The sequence below is a fragment of the Enterococcus sp. AZ035 genome (assembly GCF_050548325.1).
Classification (GTDB): domain Bacteria; phylum Bacillota; class Bacilli; order Lactobacillales; family Enterococcaceae; genus Enterococcus; species Enterococcus faecalis.
Genome location: NZ_CP172958.1, coordinates 81,586 through 106,168, shown reverse-complemented (window position 1 = coordinate 106,168; position 24,583 = coordinate 81,586). Strand labels below are relative to the sequence as shown.

Genomic DNA, 24,583 nt, shown 5'->3' with positions numbered 1-24,583 from the left:
ATGAACCGATTAAAACGCCAAACGATGATTAAGCGATTGGTCACAGAAAATGAAATCCATACACAAAGTGAATTACTAGCATTATTGGAAAAAGAAAATATTCACACCACACAAGCAACTATTTCTCGTGACATTCGTGAGCTGAATTTAAACAAAGTAGACAATGGTCAAGGAGAAGCCTATTATCGTATCTTGAATAATTCTGCCCTTCGTCCAAAATATAAAACAGATGAAGAACGTCTTGTTGACATTATTATTGAAACTGGTGTTTCTTTAACACAAATAGAGTTCACAAATCTTTTAACCGTCTTACCTGGCAACGGGCAAGCCATTGGGGTTTTAATTGATCGCATACGTATCCACAACCCTCATATCTTGGGCTGCATCGCTGGGGATGATACCATCTTAATTCTTTCAAAAAATAAAGAAGATGCCCTTGAAGTTAACAACTATTTCCAGCAGTATTTGTACCACCCATAATTCATCACTTAGTAAAATCGACTATTTTTTGACATCATTGCTATTTTTATTAAAGATAAATAAAAAAAGGCGTCTCAGTGAAAGCTGAGGCGTTTTCTCATGAGTTTTTCTTTTGAACACCGTCTTTTTTTTGTATAATAATCAAAAAGCAAAGAAAGGGTTTCTTATGACTGAACAATTCATACTCACTTCAAACGATCAACAAACTCAGCTCAATGTACGTCATTGGCCCTGCCCTTCACCCAAAGCCGTAGTTCAATTGATTCACGGCATGGCAGAGCATATCCAACGTTATGATGAATTTGCTCGTTTTTTAAATCAATTAGGGTTTGCCGTAATTGGGCATGATCATCTAGGTCATGGCGAATCTGTACAACCAAGCGCACCGATCTATGGTTTTTTTGGAGAACAAGGGCCTGAAAATGTCGTTACAGATATTCATCAAGTGAAACAATGGGCTATGAATCACTATCCACAATTGCCCTATTTTATGATGGGTCACAGCATGGGGTCTTTCGCCTTGCGCAACTATCTGCAAGACTATCCTGTGACTATGCAAGGAGTCATTTTCATGGGCACTGGAACAAGTCCGTTACCTTTAACCGCAGCATTGCCTTTTATTAAAAAAATGGCCGAGAAACAGCCGAAAAAACCAGCTCCGTTCATTGATAAGCTGGCATTTGGTTCTTTTAGCAAAAAATTTCCTGAAGCAAGTTCCTTTAATTGGCTTTCTAAAAATCAAGCCAATGTCGCTGACTATGAAAATGACCCATTAATGGGCTTCGTATTTACCAATAATGGTTTTGCTACCCTTTTTTCACTTGTTAAACGAGCAAATCAAAGGAATTGGTACCAAGCGATCCCAAAAGAATTGCCTATTTTAATCATTAGTGGCGCTGAAGACCCAGTTGGTGATTTCAGCAAGGGGCCAGCGAAAATTCAAAAGCAATTAAAGCATGCAGGTTTTCAGCATGTGACGTTACGACTATTTCCCACATTGCGTCATGAAATTTTATTAGAAACGGAAAAAGCTACAGTTTTTCAAGAAATTGGGCATTGGTTAACGGATTTAACGAATTAAAAAAGAAGGTTGATGTTGTGACATCAACCTTCTTTTTTAATCTATTTTCGTTAAACCGCCCATATAAGGACGTAGAACTTCTGGAATCGTTACGGTGCCATCTTCATTTTGATAATTTTCCAAAATAGCAGCCACTGTTCGACCAACAGCAAGTCCTGACCCATTAAGTGTATGGGCATACTGAACATGACCCATTTTATCACGATAACGAATCAACGCCCGACGTGCTTGGAAGTCTTCACAGTTTGAACAAGAACTAATTTCTCGATACGTTTTCTGTGCCGGAATCCAAACTTCTAAATCATAGGTTTTCGCTGCCGAGAAGCCCATATCACCTGTCGAAAGAGTAATCACTCGATAAGGGAGGCCCAATTTTTCTAAAATGTCTCCAGCATTGTTGGTCATTTTTTCTAATTCTTCATATGAGTGTTCTGCATCACTAAATTTAACCATTTCTACTTTATGGAACTGGTGTAAACGAATTAATCCTCGGGTATCACGGCCTGCGCTACCCGCTTCCGAGCGAAAAGAAGGACTTAAAGCAGTAAAATAAATCGGTAACTCTTGCGCCTCTAAAATTTCATTATTATAGTAGTTAGTTAATGGGACTTCCGCTGTGGGGATCAGCGTCAAATCACTTTCTGCAACTTGGAAAACATCTTCTTTGAACTTAGGAAACTGACCGGTGCCAAACATTGCTTTGCTATTGACCAAATAAGGAGGAATCACCTCGGTATAACCATGTTCATTAACATGTTGATCTAACATAAAATTATAGACCGCTCGTTCTAAACGAGCCCCTAAGCCTTTGTAATAAAGAAAACGGCTACCAGATACTTTCGCGCCTCTTTCAAAATCTAAAATTCCTAAGGCTTCACCGATTTCCCAATGTGGTTTCGGTTCAAATGAAAAAGTTTTCGGCGTACTCCACCGCCGAACTTCTACGTTGGCGGCTTCATCTGCGCCAACAGGCACGCTCCCATGAGGTAAGTTAGGCAGACGTTCTGCAATGGCTGTGCATTGTTCTTGCAAATGAACAACTTCTTGGTCTAAAACTTTAATTTGCTCGCTAACTTCTTGCATATTTAGCAATTGTTGTGAAGCATCTTTTTGTGCACGCTTTAATTGTGCAATTTCTCCTGATACCTGATTACGGTGTTTTTTCAGTTCTTCAACTTTAACAAGTAACGCTCTCCGTTCTTCATCTAAAGCCAAAAAGCGTAATAAAACTTCCTCGTCCACACCACGTGTTTTTAACTTTTTCTGTACCACTTCTACATTTTGGCGAATTTTTTTCATATCCAGCATCTTATTTCCCTCTTCATGATTAAATTTTAAACAATGGTGAATTTTACTTTTTCAAAAATTTCATTCTTCATTCGTTGGCCAGTCGCTGTGCCAGCTAAGCCACCTAAACCCGTTTCTCTCAATTCTCGTGGTAATTGACGGCCGACTTTATTCATGGCTTCCACCACTTCATCTGCTGGTATTTTATTTACAATTCCAGCTAAAGCCATATCTGCAGCGATTAACGCATTGCCTGCACCTACTGTATTTCGTTTGACACAAGGAATTTCGACTAACCCAGCCACTGGGTCACAAACTAAACCTAATAAATTCCCTAAAGCCATAGCAAAAGCTTCAGAAGATTGGCGTGGTGTTCCGCCAGCCGCTTCAACAGCTGCAGCGGCGGCCATCGCTGAAGCACTGCCTACTTCGGCTTGACATCCACCAACAGCACCAGCAATCATCGCATTGTTGGCTGTGACCATTCCAAATAAAGAACTGGTAAATAAGAAACGAATTTGTTGATCACGCGTTAAATTCAAGGTATTTTTAATCGCTGTTAAAACCCCTGGTAAGGTGCCACTTGCACCAGCGGTTGGCGTTGCGCAAACAACGCCCATTGCTGCATTGACTTCATTAGTACCTAGTGCGGCTTGAACTGCAGACATCATTAAATCACCTGATAACGTTTTGCCAGCTGCGCGGTATTTTTTTAAACGTGCCGCATCACCGCCCGTTAACCCAGTAGGAGAAAAAACGCCTGCTCCTTCTTGCGAGCGTTTGACAGCAGCATCCATGACATCCAAATTTTGACCCATCTGTGTCCAAATTTCTTCATAGCTTTTTTGGCTACGCTCCATTTCTTGCTCAATCATCAAATCAGAGATTTTTTTTCCTGTTTTTTCAGCTTTATCGATAAATTCTTCAATCGAAAGGTACATATGTCAAACTCCTATCATAATAAGATTATTTTCGATGTGTCATCTAGTGAAAACAATTGTTCTTTCACCGAGGAAATTGGTGCCGAATCTAAGTCAAAGATGAATAAAATTTGATTCCCTTCCACATAACGAGACACAGCATTCACTTGAATATTATTTTTTTGTAACGTATCTTTAAAAGCTTGCATCGCCTGCTCGTCTTGATTAATGACTAACAAAATAGGTAAAGGACCATGTAGTTGGACATTGAAACCGTCTAATTCAATGTATTTCACCTCGATAGTGCCGCCACCTACAGAAATTCCTGTTAAATGGATTTCGTGCGTTGCATCACTGAGTGTCACACATGCTGTATTAGCATGCTTCACTGGACTTTCTTCACTCATTTCTAAAAATTGAATCTCGATTCCTTGTTCTTCCGCAAGTTCAATGGATTGTGTTACGTTGGCATCATCTGCTGCTAGTCCAAGAATTCCACCAATAATTGCAAAATCAGTCCCATGTCCTTTATGCGTGTCTGCAAAAGATTCATAGTATTTAATCACAATTTTTTCTGGCGTTCCGCCGAATAACTTTCTTGCCGCTAAGCCAATTGCTAAGGCCCCAGCTGTATGCGAACTAGAAGGACCAATCATAATAGGACCGATAATGTCAAAACAACTTTTGTAGTTCATTACTTTGTTCACTTTTTTAGGTTTATTGATGGCCATAGCTGTGTTCATACGTAACTCCTCCTTTGGTTTTTACTGCTTCTTTTTCTTTCTCACTGGTTACTTCCGTCGTTCCTTCAAATTCTGGTGTATTATCCACCGCTTCAATTCTGTAACGTTTAAAGACCAGCGCACCTAAAAATCCAAACATCAGACTGACCACTGTGATAATCGCTACTGCTAGTAAAGTCGTTTGAATGGCATTGTTACCTAATGTCACAAGTAAACCAGCCCACGGTGTTGCCATTCCTGTCACAGGTACTTTTAAGCCAAAGAAAGTCACTACAATACCACTAACCATTCCTGAAAATAAATTCGTTGCGTAAATAGGTATTGGATTGGAGCTGATGATATCGACTTGTGTTAATGGCTCAATTGCCACAGCTAACGGGGTTGAAGCTGTGCCTAGTTTTAACTTTTTAAATAGCGCCGCATTGACAATGGAACTGCCGTAACAAGTCAACGCACCGACAGCCATTGGTACACCAGTCAAACCAATCAAGGCAGTTAAAACCATTGAACTTAACGGTGTCATACCAACAATCGGGATAATAGCACCTAAAATTGCGCCCATCACATATGGATTGCCATCTACTGCACTTAAAATCGTGCCCCCAATAACTTCTAGGACACCTAATACAACGGGTTGAATAAAACCAGCAACTAACGAAGCAGCGACTGGAATGACTAAAATAACGACTAATAAGTCAATCCCTTCTGGAATACGTTTTTGCATCTGCTCAACAACAAAAGATAAAAGATACGCGGTAATAAAAGCTGGTAACAAGCTGACTTTAATCAATGACAGACCTAAAATAATTGAAAAAACTGGACTAATCCCGAAAGCCAGCGGCACAAGAGCTCCAGCTGCTAAACCACCTAGACTACCCATAGTTTCACCAATTTGCGACACATAATCTAAATGAAAAACGCCGCCTACTGCATACCGCAAAAATGCCTCTGGTAGAAAGGTGGCACAAGCTGCACCAGACAAAGCACTTAAAGATTTTTTCCCTCGCGGTGCTTTAAAAGAGAATAGGGACATGCCACATAAAACTAAGACTAACATCAAGATTCCTGATAACGTTTTCATTTCTTTGCCTCCAACTATATTTTTTTATAACGGATGGTACTCCTGAATAAAATTTTTATTGCTCAACAAGTGAAAGAATGAGCGAACATTCCGATGAACTAAAGTACAATGAGTAACAAAAATTTCATTCCACATTCAGAGTATACGACTAAACAAAAGTTTAGTCAATGTATTTTTTTAACGTAAAGAATCTTATTGCTTTTCCATTAAAAAAGTATTACACTAAAATTAATTTCAGTGTAGGGGAGGATATCACTTGGAGTCATATTTACGTTTAAGTGAAGTAGATAAACAAATCTTACATTCACATGCCTTAATGCTTGATGGATTAGGGAACTTCTTTGGTAGTACCCATGAAGTCATTCTTCATAGTTTAGAAAATTTGGAAAGTTCAGCTATCAAAGTCATCAATGGCCATTTCAGTAACCGCAAGGAAGGTGCCCCCATTACTGATATGGCGTTAAAAATGTTAAGTCAAGTAGAGTCGGAACATGATTACGCTGTGAAACCCTACTACAATAAAAATCAAAAAGGGGTTATTTTAAAATCTTCCACCATTCCAGTTATCGGTGAAAATGATCGTATTATTGGATTGATCTGTATCAATATGCATTTAGAAATGCCATTAATTGATTACTTGCAAGACTTATTACCTTCAGGACAACAAAATGATATGTCCCAAGAGCTTAAAAATTCTGAACATTTTTCTGACAATATTGACGAATTAATCACTACTTCACTGACAAAAGTAAAACAAGCAGTAGAAAGCGATCCAAATGTATCACATTTGAATCAAAATAAAGAAATTGTTATTCGTTTATATGATCAAGGAATTTTTAATCTCAAAGATTCTGTCATAAAGATTGCCGATCGATTAGGTATTTCAAAAAATACCATCTATTTACATATCCGCAATCATAAAAAAGAAGAAGCTTAAACCATCAAAGCCACCAACGCTAACTAGCGTTGGTGGCTTTGATCACTTCTCTTCTATTTTAATTTGGTAAATCAAACAAGTAAGGTGTCCCTATTTCTCCATTTAACGTAACATCTAAGCGATTTTTTGTGCCGGGAACTAAATTACTGGCTGTGAAATTCCCTCGGGCATCCGCAGTAAAACTTGCTAAAATCACCCGCGCATCATCTGCACGTGACACTAAAATAGTTGCATTCGGTGCTGTTTTACCAGAAATTGTTCCTTGTTTCGGATCAATCGTAATATTGCTAAAAGAAAGCGCTGCTTCTTGTCCTGAACTTGGAATGTCAATTTGGACAGGTGCACTATTCCGTTGATCAACGGTTGCGATTAATTGAGTAGTCGCTCCCGCTCTGGGACTAATTACTGTAAAATTGCCATTGGCATCCGCATAAAAAACACCTGCTTGTGCAGAAGCATCACCGACTACCGTTGCTGTAATGGTTGCATTAGGTAATGTAGTACCATTAATTTCATTTCTTTCAGGATTGAAAACAACATTGGTAATTGTAATGTTTGTATCAGGTGCTTGGTTTTGAGGGACTTCATTCGTTCCATCAGTTGCTGCAGAAGGCTGCGTGGTATTTTCTGACGGATTTTCCCCTGTCACATTAGAATTTTGACCCGCGACAGACGAATGACTATTTTTCATTTCTTGTTGGCTAGAGGATTTCTGCGTGGCTTTCTTTGTTTCTTGCTTTGGCTTAGAATCATTTGTGCTTGCTGTTTTTTTGTTTCCACATCCTGCTAAACTTAAAGACAATACACTGAACGTTAACATACTGAACAAAACAATTTTTTTCATTTTTCGTTACCTCCAGAAATCTTTTTGTAACATTAATGTAACATTGTTTTAAAAATCTAGCAATAATTTTTCAACCGTTTTCCTTTTTGTTTAAAAAGAAAAAACCTGCACAAAGGCATTTAGCCTTTATGTAGGTTTTTATCTGCTAAATGGATTTAATGTTTGCGATAGCTTAAATAGTAAAAGCCAGAAACAAAAATGGCGCCACCAATGATATTACCTAAATAAACAAAAACAAAATTACGGAAAAAATCCCCCCACTGAACGCCGCCTTCAAAAATTGCGGCTGGAATGATGAATGCATTCGCCACACTATGCTGAAAGCCAATTGCAACAAAAATCATTACTGGAAACCAGATGCCTAATAGTTTCCCCGCTGCATCTTTCGCACCATAACAAAGCCATAAGGCCAGACCTACGAACCAGTTACAGCCAATACCTGAAATAATTGCTTGAAGCCAAGTTGCTGCAACTTTATGTTCTGCAAGAGAAAGAACCTGATTTAAATAGGCGCCGCTACTGGTTAAACCTAAATAATGGCCAAAAAAATAGGCAACAAATAGGGCGCCAACCATATTTGCCAATGTAATTGTGACCCAGTTCACGAGTAATTCTCTGAAAGAGACCTTTTTAGCAAACCAAGCCGTACTCACCGCCATCATATTTCCTGTGATTAACTCACCACCAGCCATTAAAATAACAATTAGACCAATTGGGAAAACCGCAGCTCCCACTAAAGCTTGAACACTGGCTAAATCTGCTGGAATAGAGGCGGAAACACGCACATAAGCCAAATAGCCGAGGGAAATCATAGCCCCGCCGATAAATCCTAAAATGAGTTTTGCTACCAAAGGCTTTTGAATTTTTTTCTGACCATTTTCAATACTAATACCTAAAATTTCATCTGGTGTATACAAACATTTCACTTCCTTTGTTTTTTGTCCTCCTTTACTTTACCCTTATATCACAGAAATTCAAGTACTTTTGTGTATTTTTTCACTAAAAACTGTAGTTCTTTTAATTTTATATGAAAACATCCTGAAACAAGTCCTATTTCTTGTTTCAGGATGTTTACTTATCCGTTTTTAAAGAGTTATCTTTTCACTTTAAAACAATAGGTTGCTATGGCTAACGATAAAAAGCTCAGGCCTAGGAAGCTCCCAACTGCTGAAGATTGTTCCCCTGTTTTGGGGAATTTTTTCTTGGCAATTTTGGTCGTATTATCCGCTTTTTTGACTGTTCCTGACGATTCTTTATTTGTCTGTATCTGTTTAGTTGCTTGGTTTTCTGCTACTGATTCCTTTGTTTGACTAGCCTTGGCAGAGGGCTTTGAATTACTTTGAGCGTCATTAGGATCTTGATTAGACTCTACCGCGTAAATGACAGAATTCTGGCCTTTGCTTTGACTGTTTTCGTTTACAGTTCTTGGGGTGCTACTCTCACTTGTACTGTTGGTTGCGCTGGTCGTACTTGAAGCACTACTTTCGCTGGTACTACTGGTTTCGCTGGTTGTGCTTGGCGTGTTGCTTTCACTCGTACTACTGCTCTCACTTGTCGTGCTTGGCGTGCTGCCTTCGCTGGTATTACTGGTTTCACTTGTCGTGCTTGAGGTGCTGCTTTCGCTGGTATTACTGGTTTCACTGGTTGTGCTTGAAGTGCTGCTTTCGCTGGTATTACTGGTTTCACTTGTCGTGCTTGAGGTGCTGCTTTCGCTGGTATTACTGGTTTCACTGGTTGTGCTTGAAGTGCTGCTTTCGCTTGTGTTACTAGTTGTCTCTGTTGATTTTTCAACTAACAGAAGTAACGCCGTTTTTATGGTTTGTGTTAATTGGTTAATACGCTTTTGTGCATCTGCAGGCGTTTTAAAGCCACCAAGTGTTGGCTCTAATAATTCTTCATCTGACCAAGCAAGCAGTTGTTGTAACTGCTTATAGCTTCCTTCGCCAGTTGTTGTATCTATTAAGGCTTCTTGCATGGCTTGCCAAGAGTCTTTGGTATATACAGATTCGTCTAATTTATGAACGCTTGCAAGTTCATTTTCTGCTTCTGTACGCTCTAGCGTGATATCGGCTTTTTTGACTAATACTTTCATTGCAGATTGCAAATTACTTGTTAACTGATCCACTTGCTCTTGGGTTTTGTCCTGACTCTCCTGACCTTCTGCTAACAATTGTGTCGCCTGCTGATAATAGGAAGGAACAATTGTTTTAGGCCCAATGGCAGTGAATAGCTGCCAAGAGTAAACTGTATATTGGTTTGCTTCACCAATCGAAGCATAAACGGTTTGTAGCTGGGACAAATCAAGCTTTTTTGCCGGAGCCTCTACCGTCACCGGTACGTTCACTGTTACCAATGAACCTGTTTCATAAGTTAATTGAACAGTCACTTTTTGTTGGCCGATTTCATTTAAGACCTCTGGATTGACGATTTTAGCGGCTGGGACTGCTTCATCCGCGTCATTTGTATTAGCAACCAGTTGCTGCGGATCGATTGATTGTCCTTGCACAATCGTTGTAGCCACAGGGGTTGCTAAAGTATTTCTAACCGGAATTGGCGTATTTTTATATTGCTCGTAAAGTGTTGGTGAAACCAACGATTCCCATGTTGCTGGCATTAAGTGATAGTCCGCCTCTGTCCAATTTTCTACCAATAATTGGCCGTTTTTAAGGCCATCATCTCGAGTATTGTCTTTCACAAAACTCGTTTCTGGTCGGAAACCACCGCCACTAGCGATTAACAATTCCCGACGTCGATTTTGCGGAATATTATGGTAGTTAACAAACTGATTGTTGATAAATACGCCATTGAACACATTGTTATTTCCTGTATGTCGATTGTACTCCATTCCAATTGCATATTGATTGTCCCAATACTTCCAATCAAAAATGTTGTTAGCCACTAACCAGTTGGATAATTCTGAAATAGCTCCCTCTGCTTGCGTTTCTGCCAAACCAATCTCTGGTGTTCCATACATAATGAGGCCTGTATTTCGCAAATAATTATTCATAATCGTAATATTACGACCTGATTTAAACTTAAATCCGCCAGCTGGACCATTTTGTAGTCCACGTAAATGATTCCCCACCACCGTGATGTTTTGAGCGCCACGGAAATAAATTGCATGATCTCCCACCAGACCATTCAAGTCTTCATTATCATAAGGTGAATAGAAAAAATTATGTTGAACAGTTACATCCTTCAGCATATTAAAAGAATTAACCCCGGTGGATAGATAGTTTTGTTCATTAGGTACTGAAATAGCACCGGCTTCAATGGCTGTTTGCAAACGTGTAATAGTCGCTGCTAAGTCTGAACGACTGGTACTTTTAATCGCATCTAATTCTGTCACTTTTAACCCAAATAAATTGTCCACGATGTCTACATCTGACATATACTGGAAGCGACTTGGCGTTGAATAGCCACCAATATAAATCGCTCGGTTAAAATCAATTCCTGGCTGCATATGTGCTGTGTCTCGCATAAAAATATTACCTGAAATTTTAACGCCAATATCTGCATTTAAATTGACTACGAATCCTTTTAAGGGATTATAAAAAATATTGTTTGCTAGCGTTAATTGATTCGTCAATTTCAAGGTCACATTGATGCCGTCAAAAGCAATATTCTGAAGTCGTACATTGGTTTTCGTTCCGTATGTGGTGTCTGTCAGCTGAATCGGTGTACCTGTAACGTTATGTAAAATAGTGGCTCCTGTTGTATCGCCAATTAATTGATAATTTGAAGAAATCACAATATCTTTTGACAGAGCATAACTTCCCTGTGGTAAAAATAATGCCCGTCCTTCCCTTGCTGTCTGACTCAGCAACGTCTGTAACTTCTCTGTTTGATCCTCTGTGCTATTAGGCACCATCGCTTGCGCACCAAAAATCGTTGTATCTGTTACGTTAACTGGTTCAACCGCTTCAGTCACCATTGGTAGACCCACCACTGTCAATAAACCAAATAGAAGAATGAGCATTGTTTTCTTCATGTGTTTCCCACTTTTCATTCCGTTACTTCCAACGGCTTATTTTGTAAAAGTTGATACAGCGTAATAACACGACTGTCTTCGTATGCATAAATTTTTTTAAATTTTGGATTCATATGTAAGATACTTGTTACCTTTAACAAGTTTTGATTTGTGACTTCTAATTCTAAAGCCTCAACCAATTCCTTTAAGCGAACACCGGCACTATTTTCTTCACAACTTAAAATTTCTTCAATTTGTTCCATCCGTTTTTTCATCTCATCCCGCCTTCCTTCCCTTGCTCTTTCTATTATATAGAAAAATTCTTGTGAGAACCCTCAATATTTTTTAACTGACTGTTAAAAAAAGTAGTAGTTCCTTTGCTATCAATAGCTAACCATCTATTATTTACGATAAAAAAAGCAAAAAAAGTACCTTTTGGACATAATTTTCAGAAGAATTGACGCAGTATTTATTAAAAAACAACGAGAAAACGTCAATAAGTAGGTAATCAACACCTACTTATTGACGTTTTCTTCTTGTCTTTTTTTACTTTTTAGAAAAATTTTTTTACAATTTATCGGACATATGCATCAAAAAAGCCCATTTTTTTGATTTTTTATTAAAGTGACGTGGTTCTTTTCTCGTTAATTTTTACTATTTTTTGGTTCAAACGATTATATTGCTCAAACGTTAACTCACTTGAAAGTAAAAATATCTCTGGATGACCCGTTTCCACATCTGTCAAAGAAGTCACTAATAGTAAATCAATATTTTGCCATTCTTCTTTGCTTGCTTCACTGTATCGTAAAACTTCCAATGCATAGAACCGACGAAAATTATTTTCAATCGAAAGTTTCACCCGTTCTTCTTCCAGTACTGGCAAGCCTGATTTTAAACCTAAAACAATTTTTTGTTCGCGATGAATTAAATCATCGGAAAGCGCCAAAACACTAGAATAACGCAGAGCCAAAAATTCTTTATTTGTAAATAATTCATTGCCTGTTTGTTCGTAAAGTTGATTTAAGCCTTGGCTTAATTCTTCTAAAAGAACCGGATATTTTTCTTTAACTTTATTCCAAAAGACATTGTACATTTTCACATTTTGGACATAGTAAAGTTCGGCAAATAAATGTGTAGCAAACAAATAATAAAAAATTTGCGGACGAATTTTCTCCAATTGCGGCGTCATGTGTATTTCTTCTAATAAGAAATGTTGGACTAAATGAGTCAACATGTAAACAGGTGCTTCAGTCTCATCAAAATGCGCTAAAATTGCTTGTGCAGTGGCTTCATCTTGATAAAATTGGTCATTGGCTAACAAGAAAAAGTACACAAAAGTTAAATCGTTTTTGTTAAGGAAAAGGGTTGTAGCTGTCATCTCTTCTATAAAGGCTTGGTAATGTTTATTACCTTCTAAATAAGTTTCTTGCTCGGCTGAAGGTCGATATTCGGCGCCTTGCGCACTACGGACTTTTGAGATAGCGACCATATATTTAACTCGGCGTGTCACCGTTTCCGCAACTTCTACGTTGAAAAAAGCCATCATTTTTTGGACGGTTTGTGCGACTTCCGTTTCTTGTATATAGTCAAAAGGCCAAGTATCACGGATTAAGTCCATAAAAATAGTGTAAGCAAAATGGCGCAAATACGCTTCATTGCCTTCAATTTTCCAAGTACTTTTATTAATTACTAAACCCAATGGTGCTAAAATTTCTGTAAACCCTTTGAGCAAGCGCCGAATCGTGGCATCACTAGTATGATACTTTGCTGTCGCTGGCACAATTCCATTAAATCGACCCCAGAATAAATCTTCCATTACTTGATAAGTTAAACTATCCCGAAAAATTGCTGTATAAAGTTTCTGGAACGCTTGGCTAGACGCCAAGTTCAAGCGATAGCCATGCCCCTTTTCAAAAGCCAAAGAAGCATCATTATCCACAGCATAATACGTAATGTCATCTTTTAGAAGTTCTACGTATTTTTTGACTGATTTTTTGTTTAATTGTAATTCTTCTGCTAACTCATTGATGTCAATCCAGCCTTCATTAATTGGCAAGTTTCTTAAAATAATAATTTTAGAAACGACATCTGTATCGAATATATCAACATATTCATCCCATTTCACTGTTCACTCAACTGCCTCTCTTCTGTTCTATTGTACACAAAATGAGAAATCTATTCCACGAAAAAATAACAGTTGTTTCTTTTATTCTTTCGTAGATGTGGACGTTTCAGGAACAAACACGTTGAGTCCCCCAGCTTCCACCGTTACTTTAATCGGTAAATCATCAGTAGGGTCGCCATCTGTTCGTGTTTGGACTTTCTTGTCTTTTTCGCCACTAATTTTAAATTGACTCCCAGAGAAATACACGACACCAGGAATTTCATTTAATTGTCCTCTGATAATTTTAGGTAAATAATAGACAAACTTGTAAAAAACTAACTTAGGTAAAATGATAATGTGGACTTCGCCGTCATCTGGCGTAGCATTGGCATCGAAATTGGTAAAGCCACCAGCAGAATTCGTCATGGTCATCGTTAATAATTGGGCTTTGCCATGCCAACGTCTTTCATCGCCATCAATTTTTAGTTTGTATTTTTTCTTTTTCATTAATAAGCGGAAAAATTGCTTTGTAAAGGCTAAAGGACCATATTTTTGTTTCTCCTGTTGGGTCACATTTGCTGCTGTATCTGCTAATAGTCCAATCGTTAAGGTCGAAATCATCACATCTTGATTTACCATCCCAAAGTCAACTGGTGTGGTCTGTCCTGCCAAAATGGTCTCAAAGGCGTCTTCTTCTTTCAAAGGAATACTTAACACACGTGCAAAATTATTGACTGTTCCACCTGGAATAATCCCTATTTGATAGTCACGAATGGTGTCTTTAAAATTTTGAACGGCATGATGAATGGTCCCGTCACCACCAATGACGACCAAGACACCCACTTGATTTTCTTTGGCATTTTTCCGCATTTCTTCAGGATCAATGTCTGGATTGGAAGGTTGCAAAATAACCGCTTCCCCTCTCGCTTCTGCAGCTTTTTTAAAGCGTTCTGCAATCTCTTTACTTTCACTACTTCCTGAAGTTTCGTTGTATAAAACCATCATCTTTTTCATCATTCTATCCTCATATCTCTAACTAAATTTCTTGCACATGTAAAGTGTACAATATTTTAGCCAAAATACCTAAAGATAGCATCGAAAAACAAAGGCTGAGGCAAAAGCGGTTATCTCCAAGAACCCAGTAAGTTCTGTTCAAAGGGTAAACTGAGATGAAGGCTTACCTGAGAATGTCAATAAGAAGGAGCTACTTTTGTTCAGTTGATTAGCTTAAGATGAAAAAACAGGCCATCCGTCGAAAGGACGGATGGCCTGTTTTTTTATAGTTTTTGCTTATTTCTTGCTCTTTTTATAGAAGAGCCAACTTGCCAAACCGACCAACAGGAGGCCGATAAAGACAAAGAAGTAATTGACTTGTGTGTTGGTTTTCGGTAAACCAAGCCAACCTGTCTCTCTAGCTACTTGTTTCGTTGTTGGCTGATTTGGTTTTGTTTTTTTGGATACAGGTTGTTTCTCGTTAACAAACGTGCCCGCATCCACGAGTTCAGGTTTGTCTTTCGCTGTTGCCGCAATAGTGAATGCGACAGCTTGCTTAGACAGTTGGTAACCATCCGGTGCTTTTGTTTCCACAAAGGTATATTTTCCTGGTTGTAAGTGGTTCACTTGAACTAACCCTTGGTTGTCAGAACGTAATGAACGAGCGACAGTTTGCCCTGTCTCTGCATCTGTCACTTTAAATTCAGCACCTGCTAAGGCATTCTTTTGCTGATCAATTTTCACCAGCTTGGCAGCACCTTGGTAATTAATAAAAGGTGCTTTAAGTACCACAGTGGCTGGTTTGCCTTGGTTGTCTTTGGCAATCGTAAAGCTTGCGCTTGGCGTTTCATTAAGAAGATAGCCAGTTGGCGCTTGTGTCTCCACAAAACGATACGTTCCCGGTGCTAAGTTTTTCGCAATGACTTTGCCTTGCTTGTCAGACATCAGATTGGTTTGTCCAGCTACGGTTTGCCCTGTTTCATCAATGACCTTAAACACCGCACCTGCCAATGCTTCACCTGTTTCGTTTTCTTTGGTTAATTGAGCAGTTCCTTGATAATTGATAAGATCGCCTAAAGCAATTGGCTGCTCTTTTCCTAATTGGGCGGTTACATCAAATGGATGTGGCGTTGTGTCTAACAGATAGCCTGTTGGTGCTTTCGTTTCCACTAAAACGTAATGCCCTTCATTCAGCCCTTTAGCGTAAATTTTGCCAGTCTTGTCCGTTGTTATTTCAGAAACTTTCTCTCCTGCACGATTCAAGAATGTTATTGGTGAACCTTGGGGCTGATTCTGCTCATCGGCATTGTAAATTGCAAAAACTGCACCCGCTAAGGTTTGACCTTGCTCGTTGACTTTACGTCCCATTACTTCTGCTTGATAATTTACAAACTCTAACTCATCTAGTGGTTGTTTATCATTTGAATTCTTCTTCACTACAAAATAAATGGGTTGTTTATTGACGATATAGCCATCCGTTGCATCCATTTCATCTAATTCATAACTACCAGCGCCTAAATCCTCCATAGCCAATGAACCATCTTTTTCAGCAGTTACTTCTCTTTCAAAGATTTTTTCCCCGTTTTCGATTCGATACAATTTAAAAATCGTTCCTGGAAGTGGGTTCGCATTGGCATCAATTTTCTTAAAGACGGCGCGTCCTTTGAAATTGGCGAAGGCCCCTAATTGGAAGATCTCCGGATCGCCTTTGAAATCACCACGAATTTCTACTTTTACTAATTCAGGATAAATAATATAATCTGCGCCATCTGGTAATTTTGGTGCTTTGATTTCTTTGTAATAATAGGTACCTGGCGCCAAGTCTCTAAAGATAATTTTGCCATCTTTGCCACTCGTTGCTGTAATCCCTAATGATTGTTTATTGTGATCATATAGTTCAAAAACAGCACCTGCTAATGGTTGGTCTGCGCTATTCGTTTTCACGATTTGGAAAGCCCCTTTGTAATTCACAAAGTTGTCACTAGCAACAACGACCGCTGGTTTACCAGCATTTTTCTCAGCAATTTCAAATGGGACTGGCGTGGTATTTAATAAATAGCCTGTTGGCGCTTTGGTTTCTACAAAGCGATATTTTCCTGGGGCTAAGTGCTCTGCAACAATTTCCCCTTGATTATTTGTCGTCAAGCCTGTTTGAATCGTTTGTCCCTTCGCATCAAGCACTTTAAATGTCGCACCACTTAATAAGTGTCCATTCACATCTTTTTTGATTAATTTAGCTGCGCCTTGATAGTTAACAAAGTTAGCCGTTGCTATAACTGTTGCTGGTTTGCCCCGATCGCTTGCTGCAATCGTGAAAGTACTTGGTTCAGTGTTTAAAAGGTACCCTGCTGGCGCTTTGGTTTCCACAAATTGATATTTGCCTGGGGCTAAATCCGTTACTGTGACTTTTCCGTCTGCATCCGAAACTAAGTGTTCTCGAACCACTTGTCCTGTGGCATTAAGGACCGAAAATTCAGCACCTGCTAATGGATTACCTGCTTGATCTTTTTTAATTAGTTCAGCAGAACCTTGGTAATTAAGCATTTTAACATGAACATCACGAATTTGTCCGCTCGTGTTTTGTGTCACAATGAATCGTTTGGGTGTCGTGTCTAAAAGATAGCCTGTCGGTGCTTCGATTTCTGTGAACTGATAAAGCCCTGGTTTTAAACTATCCACCTCTAACTGGCCATTTGCGTTGGTTCGATCCGGCGCAAGGGGAACTTCTTCCCAATGAGTAAACGGCGTGGTTACGGCATGCTCTAATTTAAAGCGTGCATTGACTAACTTTTTGCCCTTCTCATCTGTTTTTTCTAAAATTACTTTATTGACATCGTTTTTAATAATGGTTGGTTGTGCTCCTTCGGCTGAAGTTTCTTCATCAATAGTAATGACTCGGCCTTTAGCTAATTCGTCCGAAACTGTATAGCCTTCTGGTGCTTTCGTCTCCACCAAAATGTATTGCCCTTGTGGCAACCCACCAAATGTGATAACCCCGGTGGCATCTACTGTACCTTCACGTAGGACTTGTGTTTTGGCTTGGTCCCAAATTTGGAAATGGGCGCCTGCTAAAATAGTCGTCCCATCCATGGCTGTTTTCTTCAGCTGAATTTTGCCTTTAGTCCCTGTGGCATGCCCGCCACTGTGATCAATGTCAACGACCACATCGCCATTGTCATCCCCATGAACGACTTCTGAACCATTTCCAGTAATTGACACTTGGTTGGATACCGTGTCTGTACTCCCCGCCGCTGAAGAAGTCACTAAACTACGATATTCCATATAATAAGGTGCTTCAATATGGGCCATTTTAACGACAATTTTTTGTTGTCCTGTTTCATTATCGGTGGTAACTTCCAATGTGTAATCTTTTCCTTCTTCTAAAATAACAGATTTATCTGGGGTAATAGTTCCGTCTTCTGTTACGTTGGTACCGTAAATCACCAATGACTTGGGATCTAATACTTGGTTTGGTGAGGGTGTATCAGTAATAACCACATCGTCTAAAACCGATTGGGCGCCATTGATCATTACATGCCAGTACACATGATCTGGATCATCTTTGTGGTATTCGCCACCTTTTTTCACTGATTCGCCACCATGTTGAATAGAAACTTTTCCTGTCACATCACGTGAAGAACCTTGGTTTGTATAAGATGCGGTATTGTCATAGCTAGCCGAACCTTCGATAACTTTTTCATCAACAGACGTCTTAAATTCAATCACATACGTACGACTATCATTAGGAAAATCAACACGCCAAGTATTTTGGTTTTTCTCGCTTGGTTCTTCCATTGTGATATCCGTCAACGGTTGCGTTGGTTTCACTTTTTCAACCGAACCATCTGGTTTTGTATTGCCTTCATAGACTTTCAAGCTCCCAGCCAAATAGGTTTGATTGGCTAAAATTGGATCCGTCAAAAAGGCGTCGACTAAACGATTATTACTTAAATTAACCGCAATCGTCCAAGTGATTTCTTTGGTGACGGCATTGTAAACACCGCTTTTTTGCGCATTTAAATCAAAAGCAGGTAAAGGTTTAAACGGTTTATTATCCTCTGAGTGATGATTGTTTCCTGCTTCATCCATCCAATCAATGGCAGCGGTATTTCGGTAATGGTCCAATGCAGGATTGTTAGCATCTAACTCGGTAACATCGAAAAAGGTATTATAGGTTACGTAAAAGGCATCACTTGTTTTGGCATACGCCCCCATGAAACTTAACTTAAAGCCTGTTTCACCTTCTGCATTACGAGTTATTTCTACCATGAAATCCTTGCCTAACGTCAACTGAGCACCAGTGGTTGTATCTTTAACAACCAACGAATTGGGTACCATAGTTAAGCCAGGAACTGGTTCGTACGTATCCGTAATCACGGCATTTTCCATCAAATAATTATTTTGATTCACAGCTAACGTCCAACCAATCGTTGAATTTTGATAATCCACTGCACCAGTGTTTTTAATAATATTTTGTTGACTGGCTGTGCCATCACCTTCTGAATGCTGACCAGTGCCAACATCCACACGATTATTCACGGCAACATCGCCTTCGACAATTCCATCAACTTTGGTTTTATAATCAATCTTGACTGCACCATTCACATCATGTAAAAAGTCAATTGCAAAGGAACCGTCTCCGTTGATTACCACTTTGTAATCTTTTCCTTCCACAAGTTCTGCTCCAACGACTTCATTTCCTTTGTCATCAAATGTCACTGAATATAAATGTAAAGAATCTGGTTCAAACGTTAAATTATCGCCCATTGTGTCTGTAATGACTGCTTGGTCTTTTGGAATGGTTTGTTCACCATAGTTGTAGTTAATTTCCCAAGTGAATTCTTGATTGGCTTCGTCGTAATCTATATTGCGCTTGTCTAATATTTTGCCATATGTGGCGGTAACAGTTGCTTCAGCATCTAACCCATTTGGATTATTATCACTTGTTAACGTCGCGTGATTTTTAAAAGGCACATCGCCGCCGCCATCTGGAATAACCGCCTCATCAATCGTCGTTTGATACACAAGACGATACGCTTTGTTGGTGTCACCTTTAATCGTCACATTACCATTTTTATCAACGGTATATTCATCTGGACTAAGTTCGCGACCCACTTCTTTAATTGTTCCATCAAGATTCATCACTAACTCATAGACTTTCACTGACTTAAAGGTATTCCCTGTTGGCCATGTTTCCGTCACAGTTGGATTTGTTTGATCTTTCATCGCTTGATTGATATCTACCGTCCAAGTAATCGCACTAGGATTGGGCGTTCGATCAAAATGGCCTTGTTTATCAATTTGTTGTTCGGTATCTGGGACAATTGGAATCACTACAGGCGGCAAATCTTCTTGTGTAGGAATATCAATCACCCAATCTCCTGGGCCCCGCCCATCTGAATCATTCAAATGAGTATCTAAAGAAAAGTCCCCGTGAATGTCACTTTCAGACGTGATTCGCTCATTAAAGGTAAAACGAACCGTACCATCTTCACTAATTGTGTAGGTTCCATAGACATTGCCTTCTGCATCAACTAAATCACCTGAACCTGGTTTATTAGGTTTCAAATTGCCAGGTAATTGAAACTCGAAGTAATCGCCTGCTTTCATTTGTTCTCGCACATCTTCTGGAATCGACCAGTTAAAGTTCCAATGAATGGTCACATCTTCTTTATACGGCGGTGTTGCTGGTGTGCCATCAGGATTTAAATAAATCGGATCTTCAAAATTATCGATAATCGTTGTTTCATCACCTGTAAAATAGTCACTGATATCTGTTGGTCCTGCTACGCGCGGTTTGACAGTCGTAGACTCGGTTGTTTTACTTTCTATCGCTTTTGTCGTGCTGGCGACAGTTTCTTCGGACGAACGAGAAACAGAGGAGTTTGTAGATGCTTCTTCTGTTGAACCTTCATTCGCTGATGCGGCTGGCGAACTCGTGATTGCCGTTGATTCTGTCGGATCAGTACCAGTATTTAACGTCAACGCTCGTTGTTGTTGTCCATAATAAAACGTCACGTCTTCTGTAGTTGTTGGGTTCAACATTAAGACTAACGTATCTGCTAACGCTTGCTGATTCAATTCAATTTGAATCTGTTTCTTCTGGTCATCCACTTGAATCTTGCGCGTATTATTGGGCGCTGCCCAATGTGCAGCTTTGATTGACACATTGGCACTATAATGCACTACAACCTCTTGTGTTACTGGTTGTGCTTTTCCTTGAAGCGCTAAGGTCATTTCTTGTTGGCTGGTTTGCTTCACTTCTCCTAACGTTAACTGGCCATCGCTGTTAACATCTTCCGCCAAAGCCATGAGTGGTGTGCCATAATTTAGAACAAGTAACAAACACATCAACCCGTAGAGCCAACGGTTTACCATTGGACCATTCTTTCTCATTTCTTTCATCCTTCCTCTACTAACGACACATAGAAGAGAACGTTCACTTCGTACCAATTTTTTATTTTAAACCAAATAAGTGAGTGCTCTTCTGTTGTCTTTCTTCCTTGCTAAAACAGACAGCCAACACACCTTTTCTTTTTATCTCCTCAAAACGCACTCTTACTTCGAATGCGGATTCATTTTCTGCTTTTTCCTATAGACTCTTCTATAAGAATAAGAAGAGTATAACGGGATTTTTCATCGAAAATTATCAACAACTTCTCCTCCAAATAGAAAAAGTTGATGAAATCCCAGAAACCCTTTTCATCTTTATGAAAACACGCCCTTATCCTTTCTTATTTTTACTATTCCTCCTTCCACTATACCGTTTTTTTAAATTTTTTTCATAAGAACTAACCAGACAAAAAAGCCTATTTGTATGAGCTATTTAAGCTAAAAAATCAACAGACTCACATTATCATTTTTGTTATTTAAATGTTTTATATAAACTGGTTGTTTTTCTTAATAATTTTTTGCTCTATCATTTTTTGTCCATGTTTTCTTCCATTTGACACATTCAGTTCTTCTTGATTTTTAAGAATAGATACAGTAGCATAAGAACGACTAGTTCTTTCACTGGCAATTGTCAAATGTCATTTAAAAAAGAATGCCCTATCTGTATTATCTGAAAAATCAAACAATCATAACCAATTAGAAAGGTGGTTATTATGCATAACTTATTAACCAAACAGGAAATTCAGTTACTTTCCCTAATTGAATACTTGTATGACAGTAAAGAAAAAGTCCCCATGCAAGTACTCCGACGAAAATATGAATTTTCCCATTACAATATCAACAATTTATTGAATCAATTAACTTTGTTAATTTCTCGAGTCAATACACATGAAAATGTACATATTCGCATCATTAATAATCAACAGTCCATAGAATTAGTCGCCGATGAAAATATCCCGATTGAGTTAATGAAAGAAGCTGTTGTCCGCGGGTCACTAACCTATATGTTAGCCCTGGATTTACTTTTAAAACGCTACACTTCAGCCAAAGATTTTTGTGAAGAACATTTCATTAACTTTTCTATCTTTAAACAAGTCAGTGACCGTTTAAACAATTATTTAGCTAGATTTAATTGTTATTTAAATTTAAAAAGGCGCGAAAAAATTTGTGGCAAAGAGAAAGATTTTCGTAGTTTCTTTTACTCCTTATTTTTCATTTCAGGAACTTCTCTCGTTCCTTTTTTATCTAAAACCAATCAAGCGCAATTGCAGAATTTTATTGAAATCATCAAAAACCGTTATCCTTACTTTACATATACCGATTTACGCAAATTAAAATTAATTATGTCCATAGGTTTACTCCGTTATCAATCCGGTTTTACAATCACCAATTATCCAGAAGTTGCTGCTATTAATTTGGCCTTTCCTTATTCAGAATTCCAACTATTAGTGAATGATTGTTTTATTGATGAACAAAAAGAGCCTGACACTTGGCAAGCTGAGATTCATTTTTATTATGATTTCTTCAGCACATTAACGATGTACTCTCTGGTCCAAATGGAAACCATCAACTTTGCCAACTTAGCGATCATGGGAATGGATAACAGTCCACACGCTACTTGGATTTTTGAAAAATGTACGCAATTACAGTTGGATTTAAGCGCAATAGAAGTGGTCTTTTTGTTGGTTAATTTATCCAATGCCAGTGAACGACTGATTCATTTCCCTGTGGAAGAGGAATTGAGCTATGAGGTTGCTAATGTCTCTCTGTATGAAAAACAATACCCAAATGTTTCACGAACAACCAACTATTTCTTAAAGCGTTTGCCTTTTGACAAACAACATCCACTAGATGCGTTATTTAAAGAAACCATTTTTTTAATTATTCGGAGTGTTTTATTAAATAAACAAATTCCTGTTAAAATTTTACTTCATTCATCTATTAATCAGATACAAGAAAATTGGTTAGCGAAGGAAATCAATAATTATTGCGATGTTCCTTTGAAATTTGTTAATCATATTCAAGAAGTGCCTGACTTAGTCATTACTGACAAAAATAATCCGCTTTTTCACGCCAGTAAAACTTTTTATTGGCATCCCGTTCCTTATTTAGACGAATACTATAACCTAAAACAAGTAGTTCGCAAAATTTATTTTGCCAAATTGCGTGGGGAAAACAGTTTGGAGGGAATCGGATGTTAACAGGGTTACTTGATGTACCTTATCGTAAAAGTTTTGCTCTTTTAGAAGAGTTACTCGAACGTCGTGAAGCAGAAGAACAAACATTGGCGATTTCTACTTTAGCGACTCAATTAAAAATGCAACAAAATACCATTCTACAATCCGTGGCTTTGCTCCAAACAGAAATTGAAAAAAACGGCTGGGAGAACTTATTTTCTTTATCAGCAAACGCCAAAGAAATCACATTTTGGTTTGCACCCTATTTCCAACTGTCGTTTTTGATGCCCTACTTTGTCAAAAAAAGTTTCGCGTATCAAGTACTGACCTATGCCTTTAACCATAATGCAATTGATAGCAAACATTTTGAAAAAGTCCTAGAAATTTCTTCATCAACCTTTACGCGAAAAATTGGACAATTAAACCAATGGCTCCAAAAATATCAGATTGAAATCAATTTAAAACGTACCAATGTGTTGGTGGGCAAAGAAAAAGATATCCGGATTTTCTTTATGATGCTTTTTTGGAACAATTACTCTGAAGGGGATTGGCCGTTGCACACGATTACTAAAAAAGAAGTCCATAGTCTCTTTCGACGTTTAAAACACTCTGTTTCTTTCAATACAACACAAGATTTTACAAAAGACTTAATTTTTTCTGCTGTGATTTTAGCGCGTTGGAAAGAGGGCTTTTTTATCAAAGAAACTTTCGTGGAGGAAGAAGCGATTGTTAATCCCTTTGTTAATCTGAGTGAATTTGAATTGTTTTTTAAAGAAGAAGCCTTACACCAAGTTCCAACAAAATTTATACAAAAAGAAGGCCTTTTTGCCTTTTTCTTATTGACGATTAGTGTCAGCTACGCCACACAAGATGTCTTGGAAATTCCTGCAGCACGGATGCATATGGTCCAGCTATTAGGCTCACCCATTAAAGAGATCATTTATCAACTAACGTCTTTTTATCAAATTAAATTGACATTTCACGAGTATCTTTATCTATATACTTCTATCCAAAATTTAAGTGTCTTTTTTAAGACCTTTGTCACGATTGCCAATCCATTTGTGCAAGAAAGCTTTTTAAAAGAAGCACTTCAAAAAAATCCAAGTCTCTACAAAGATATGAAGCGCCTTACAATTGAAATGCTTCCGACATTGATTGGCAATGAAAAATTGTTAGTTGACTGCTTGTTTATTCTTTTTTGTACACTGAAAACGAAATCTTTACCACCGATTCGTGTCTTAGTAAGGACCAATCAAAGTAATTTAATTTTAGATACCCTTTATGAAAAGCTAAGTAAAGCCGTGGATAAAAAATTAATTTTTGTCGCTTCACCAGAAAAGCCTTTCGATGTAATTATTACAGATATCTTTTCAGAAGTTAGTGTCAAATCAACGGTTCCCACTTATTATGTTGATTTTTCTGCTAGCATTGGTGAACTAGCGCAAAACTTAGAAAATTTAAATACACAAATTGTCACCAAACAAAGTCCACGCCACTTTTAAAAGTTTTCACGTGAAACATTTTAAGTGATAAAAATTACAAAAAATGCCAAAAGGCAGCAGAAAAACTGCTA

Annotated in this window: 16 protein-coding genes; 5 read left to right on the top strand and 11 right to left on the bottom strand. The window is 38.3% G+C overall.

The features are described 5' to 3' along the window. Both IGL32_RS00435 and IGL32_RS00430 read left to right on the top strand, forming a co-directional pair. Entirely contained in the window at positions 1-480 is a 480-nt protein-coding gene (locus IGL32_RS00435; RefSeq protein ID WP_002356125.1) for an arginine repressor, read from the top strand. A 130-nt stretch (positions 481-610) separates the two neighbouring features. Beyond that, positions 611-1,561: an alpha/beta hydrolase gene (locus IGL32_RS00430; protein WP_016614437.1), complete on the top strand. Its 951-nt coding sequence runs from the start codon at positions 611-613 to the stop codon at positions 1,559-1,561. 36 nt (positions 1,562-1,597) lie between these two features. Here the strand turns inward: IGL32_RS00430 and serS are convergent, their stop codons facing one another. From serS to IGL32_RS00410, 4 genes are read right to left on the bottom strand one after another with little or no spacing between them, the layout of a single operon-like run. After that, positions 1,598-2,869 (bottom strand): serine--tRNA ligase, encoded by a 1,272-nt coding sequence (serS, locus tag IGL32_RS00425; RefSeq protein ID WP_010713638.1) that lies wholly within the window; start codon positions 2,867-2,869, stop codon positions 1,598-1,600. Between the two features lie 26 nt (positions 2,870-2,895). After that, positions 2,896-3,789 (bottom strand): L-serine ammonia-lyase, iron-sulfur-dependent, subunit alpha, encoded by an 894-nt coding sequence (gene sdaAA, locus IGL32_RS00420; protein ID WP_002356122.1) that lies wholly within the window; start codon positions 3,787-3,789, stop codon positions 2,896-2,898. 14 nt (positions 3,790-3,803) lie between these two features. After that, positions 3,804-4,499, bottom strand: coding sequence for an L-serine ammonia-lyase, iron-sulfur-dependent subunit beta (gene sdaAB, locus IGL32_RS00415; RefSeq protein WP_016616693.1), 696 nt, complete (start codon positions 4,497-4,499; stop codon positions 3,804-3,806). After that, positions 4,486-5,592 (bottom strand): PTS sugar transporter subunit IIC, encoded by a 1,107-nt coding sequence (locus IGL32_RS00410; protein WP_002383466.1) that lies wholly within the window; start codon positions 5,590-5,592, stop codon positions 4,486-4,488. The genes sdaAB and IGL32_RS00410 overlap by 14 nt, the downstream gene beginning before the upstream one ends. A 316-nt stretch (positions 5,593-5,908) precedes the next feature. Here IGL32_RS00410 and IGL32_RS00405 point away from each other — a divergent pair, with 316 nt between their 5' ends. Then, positions 5,909-6,529: a helix-turn-helix transcriptional regulator gene (locus IGL32_RS00405; RefSeq protein ID WP_002383467.1), complete on the top strand. Its 621-nt coding sequence runs from the start codon at positions 5,909-5,911 to the stop codon at positions 6,527-6,529. A 58-nt stretch (positions 6,530-6,587) separates the two neighbouring features. Here the strand turns inward: IGL32_RS00405 and IGL32_RS00400 are convergent, their stop codons facing one another. The 7 genes from IGL32_RS00400 to fss1 form a co-directional block, all read right to left on the bottom strand. Next, positions 6,588-7,373 carry a hypothetical protein gene (locus IGL32_RS00400; RefSeq protein ID WP_430600064.1) on the bottom strand — a complete coding sequence of 262 codons (786 nt, stop codon included), beginning with the start codon at positions 7,371-7,373 and terminating at the stop codon, positions 6,588-6,590. Between the two features lie 155 nt (positions 7,374-7,528). Beyond that, positions 7,529-8,290, bottom strand: coding sequence for a formate/nitrite transporter family protein (locus tag IGL32_RS00395; protein ID WP_156210220.1), 762 nt, complete (start codon positions 8,288-8,290; stop codon positions 7,529-7,531). A gap of 176 nt (positions 8,291-8,466) precedes the next feature. Beyond that, positions 8,467-11,382, bottom strand: coding sequence for an LPXTG cell wall anchor domain-containing protein (locus IGL32_RS00390; protein ID WP_430600062.1), 2,916 nt, complete (start codon positions 11,380-11,382; stop codon positions 8,467-8,469). Then, entirely contained in the window at positions 11,379-11,618 is a 240-nt protein-coding gene (locus IGL32_RS00385) for a hypothetical protein (protein WP_002356115.1), read from the bottom strand. The genes IGL32_RS00390 and IGL32_RS00385 overlap by 4 nt, the downstream gene beginning before the upstream one ends. A gap of 344 nt (positions 11,619-11,962) precedes the next feature. Continuing rightward, entirely contained in the window at positions 11,963-13,468 is a 1,506-nt protein-coding gene (locus IGL32_RS00380; protein WP_002379255.1) for a helix-turn-helix domain-containing protein, read from the bottom strand. Between the two features lie 81 nt (positions 13,469-13,549). After that, positions 13,550-14,464 carry a diacylglycerol/lipid kinase family protein gene (locus IGL32_RS00375; RefSeq protein WP_002387466.1) on the bottom strand — a complete coding sequence of 305 codons (915 nt, stop codon included), beginning with the start codon at positions 14,462-14,464 and terminating at the stop codon, positions 13,550-13,552. Positions 14,465-14,737: 273 nt separating this feature from the next. After that, positions 14,738-20,836, bottom strand: a complete 6,099-nt coding sequence (fss1, locus tag IGL32_RS00370) for a fibrinogen-binding MSCRAMM adhesin Fss1 (RefSeq protein ID WP_149808661.1) — start codon at positions 20,834-20,836, stop codon at positions 14,738-14,740. Positions 20,837-21,546: 710 nt separating this feature from the next. On the opposite strand from fss1, the gene IGL32_RS00365 reads away from it, so the two are divergent. Continuing rightward, positions 21,547-23,034, top strand: a complete 1,488-nt coding sequence (locus IGL32_RS00365; RefSeq protein ID WP_156210218.1) for a helix-turn-helix domain-containing protein — start codon at positions 21,547-21,549, stop codon at positions 23,032-23,034. Continuing rightward, positions 23,028-24,512 (top strand): helix-turn-helix domain-containing protein, encoded by a 1,485-nt coding sequence (locus tag IGL32_RS00360; RefSeq protein WP_156210217.1) that lies wholly within the window; start codon positions 23,028-23,030, stop codon positions 24,510-24,512. Before IGL32_RS00365 ends, IGL32_RS00360 begins: the two co-directional genes overlap by 7 nt. Positions 24,513-24,583: the final 71 nt, after the last annotated feature.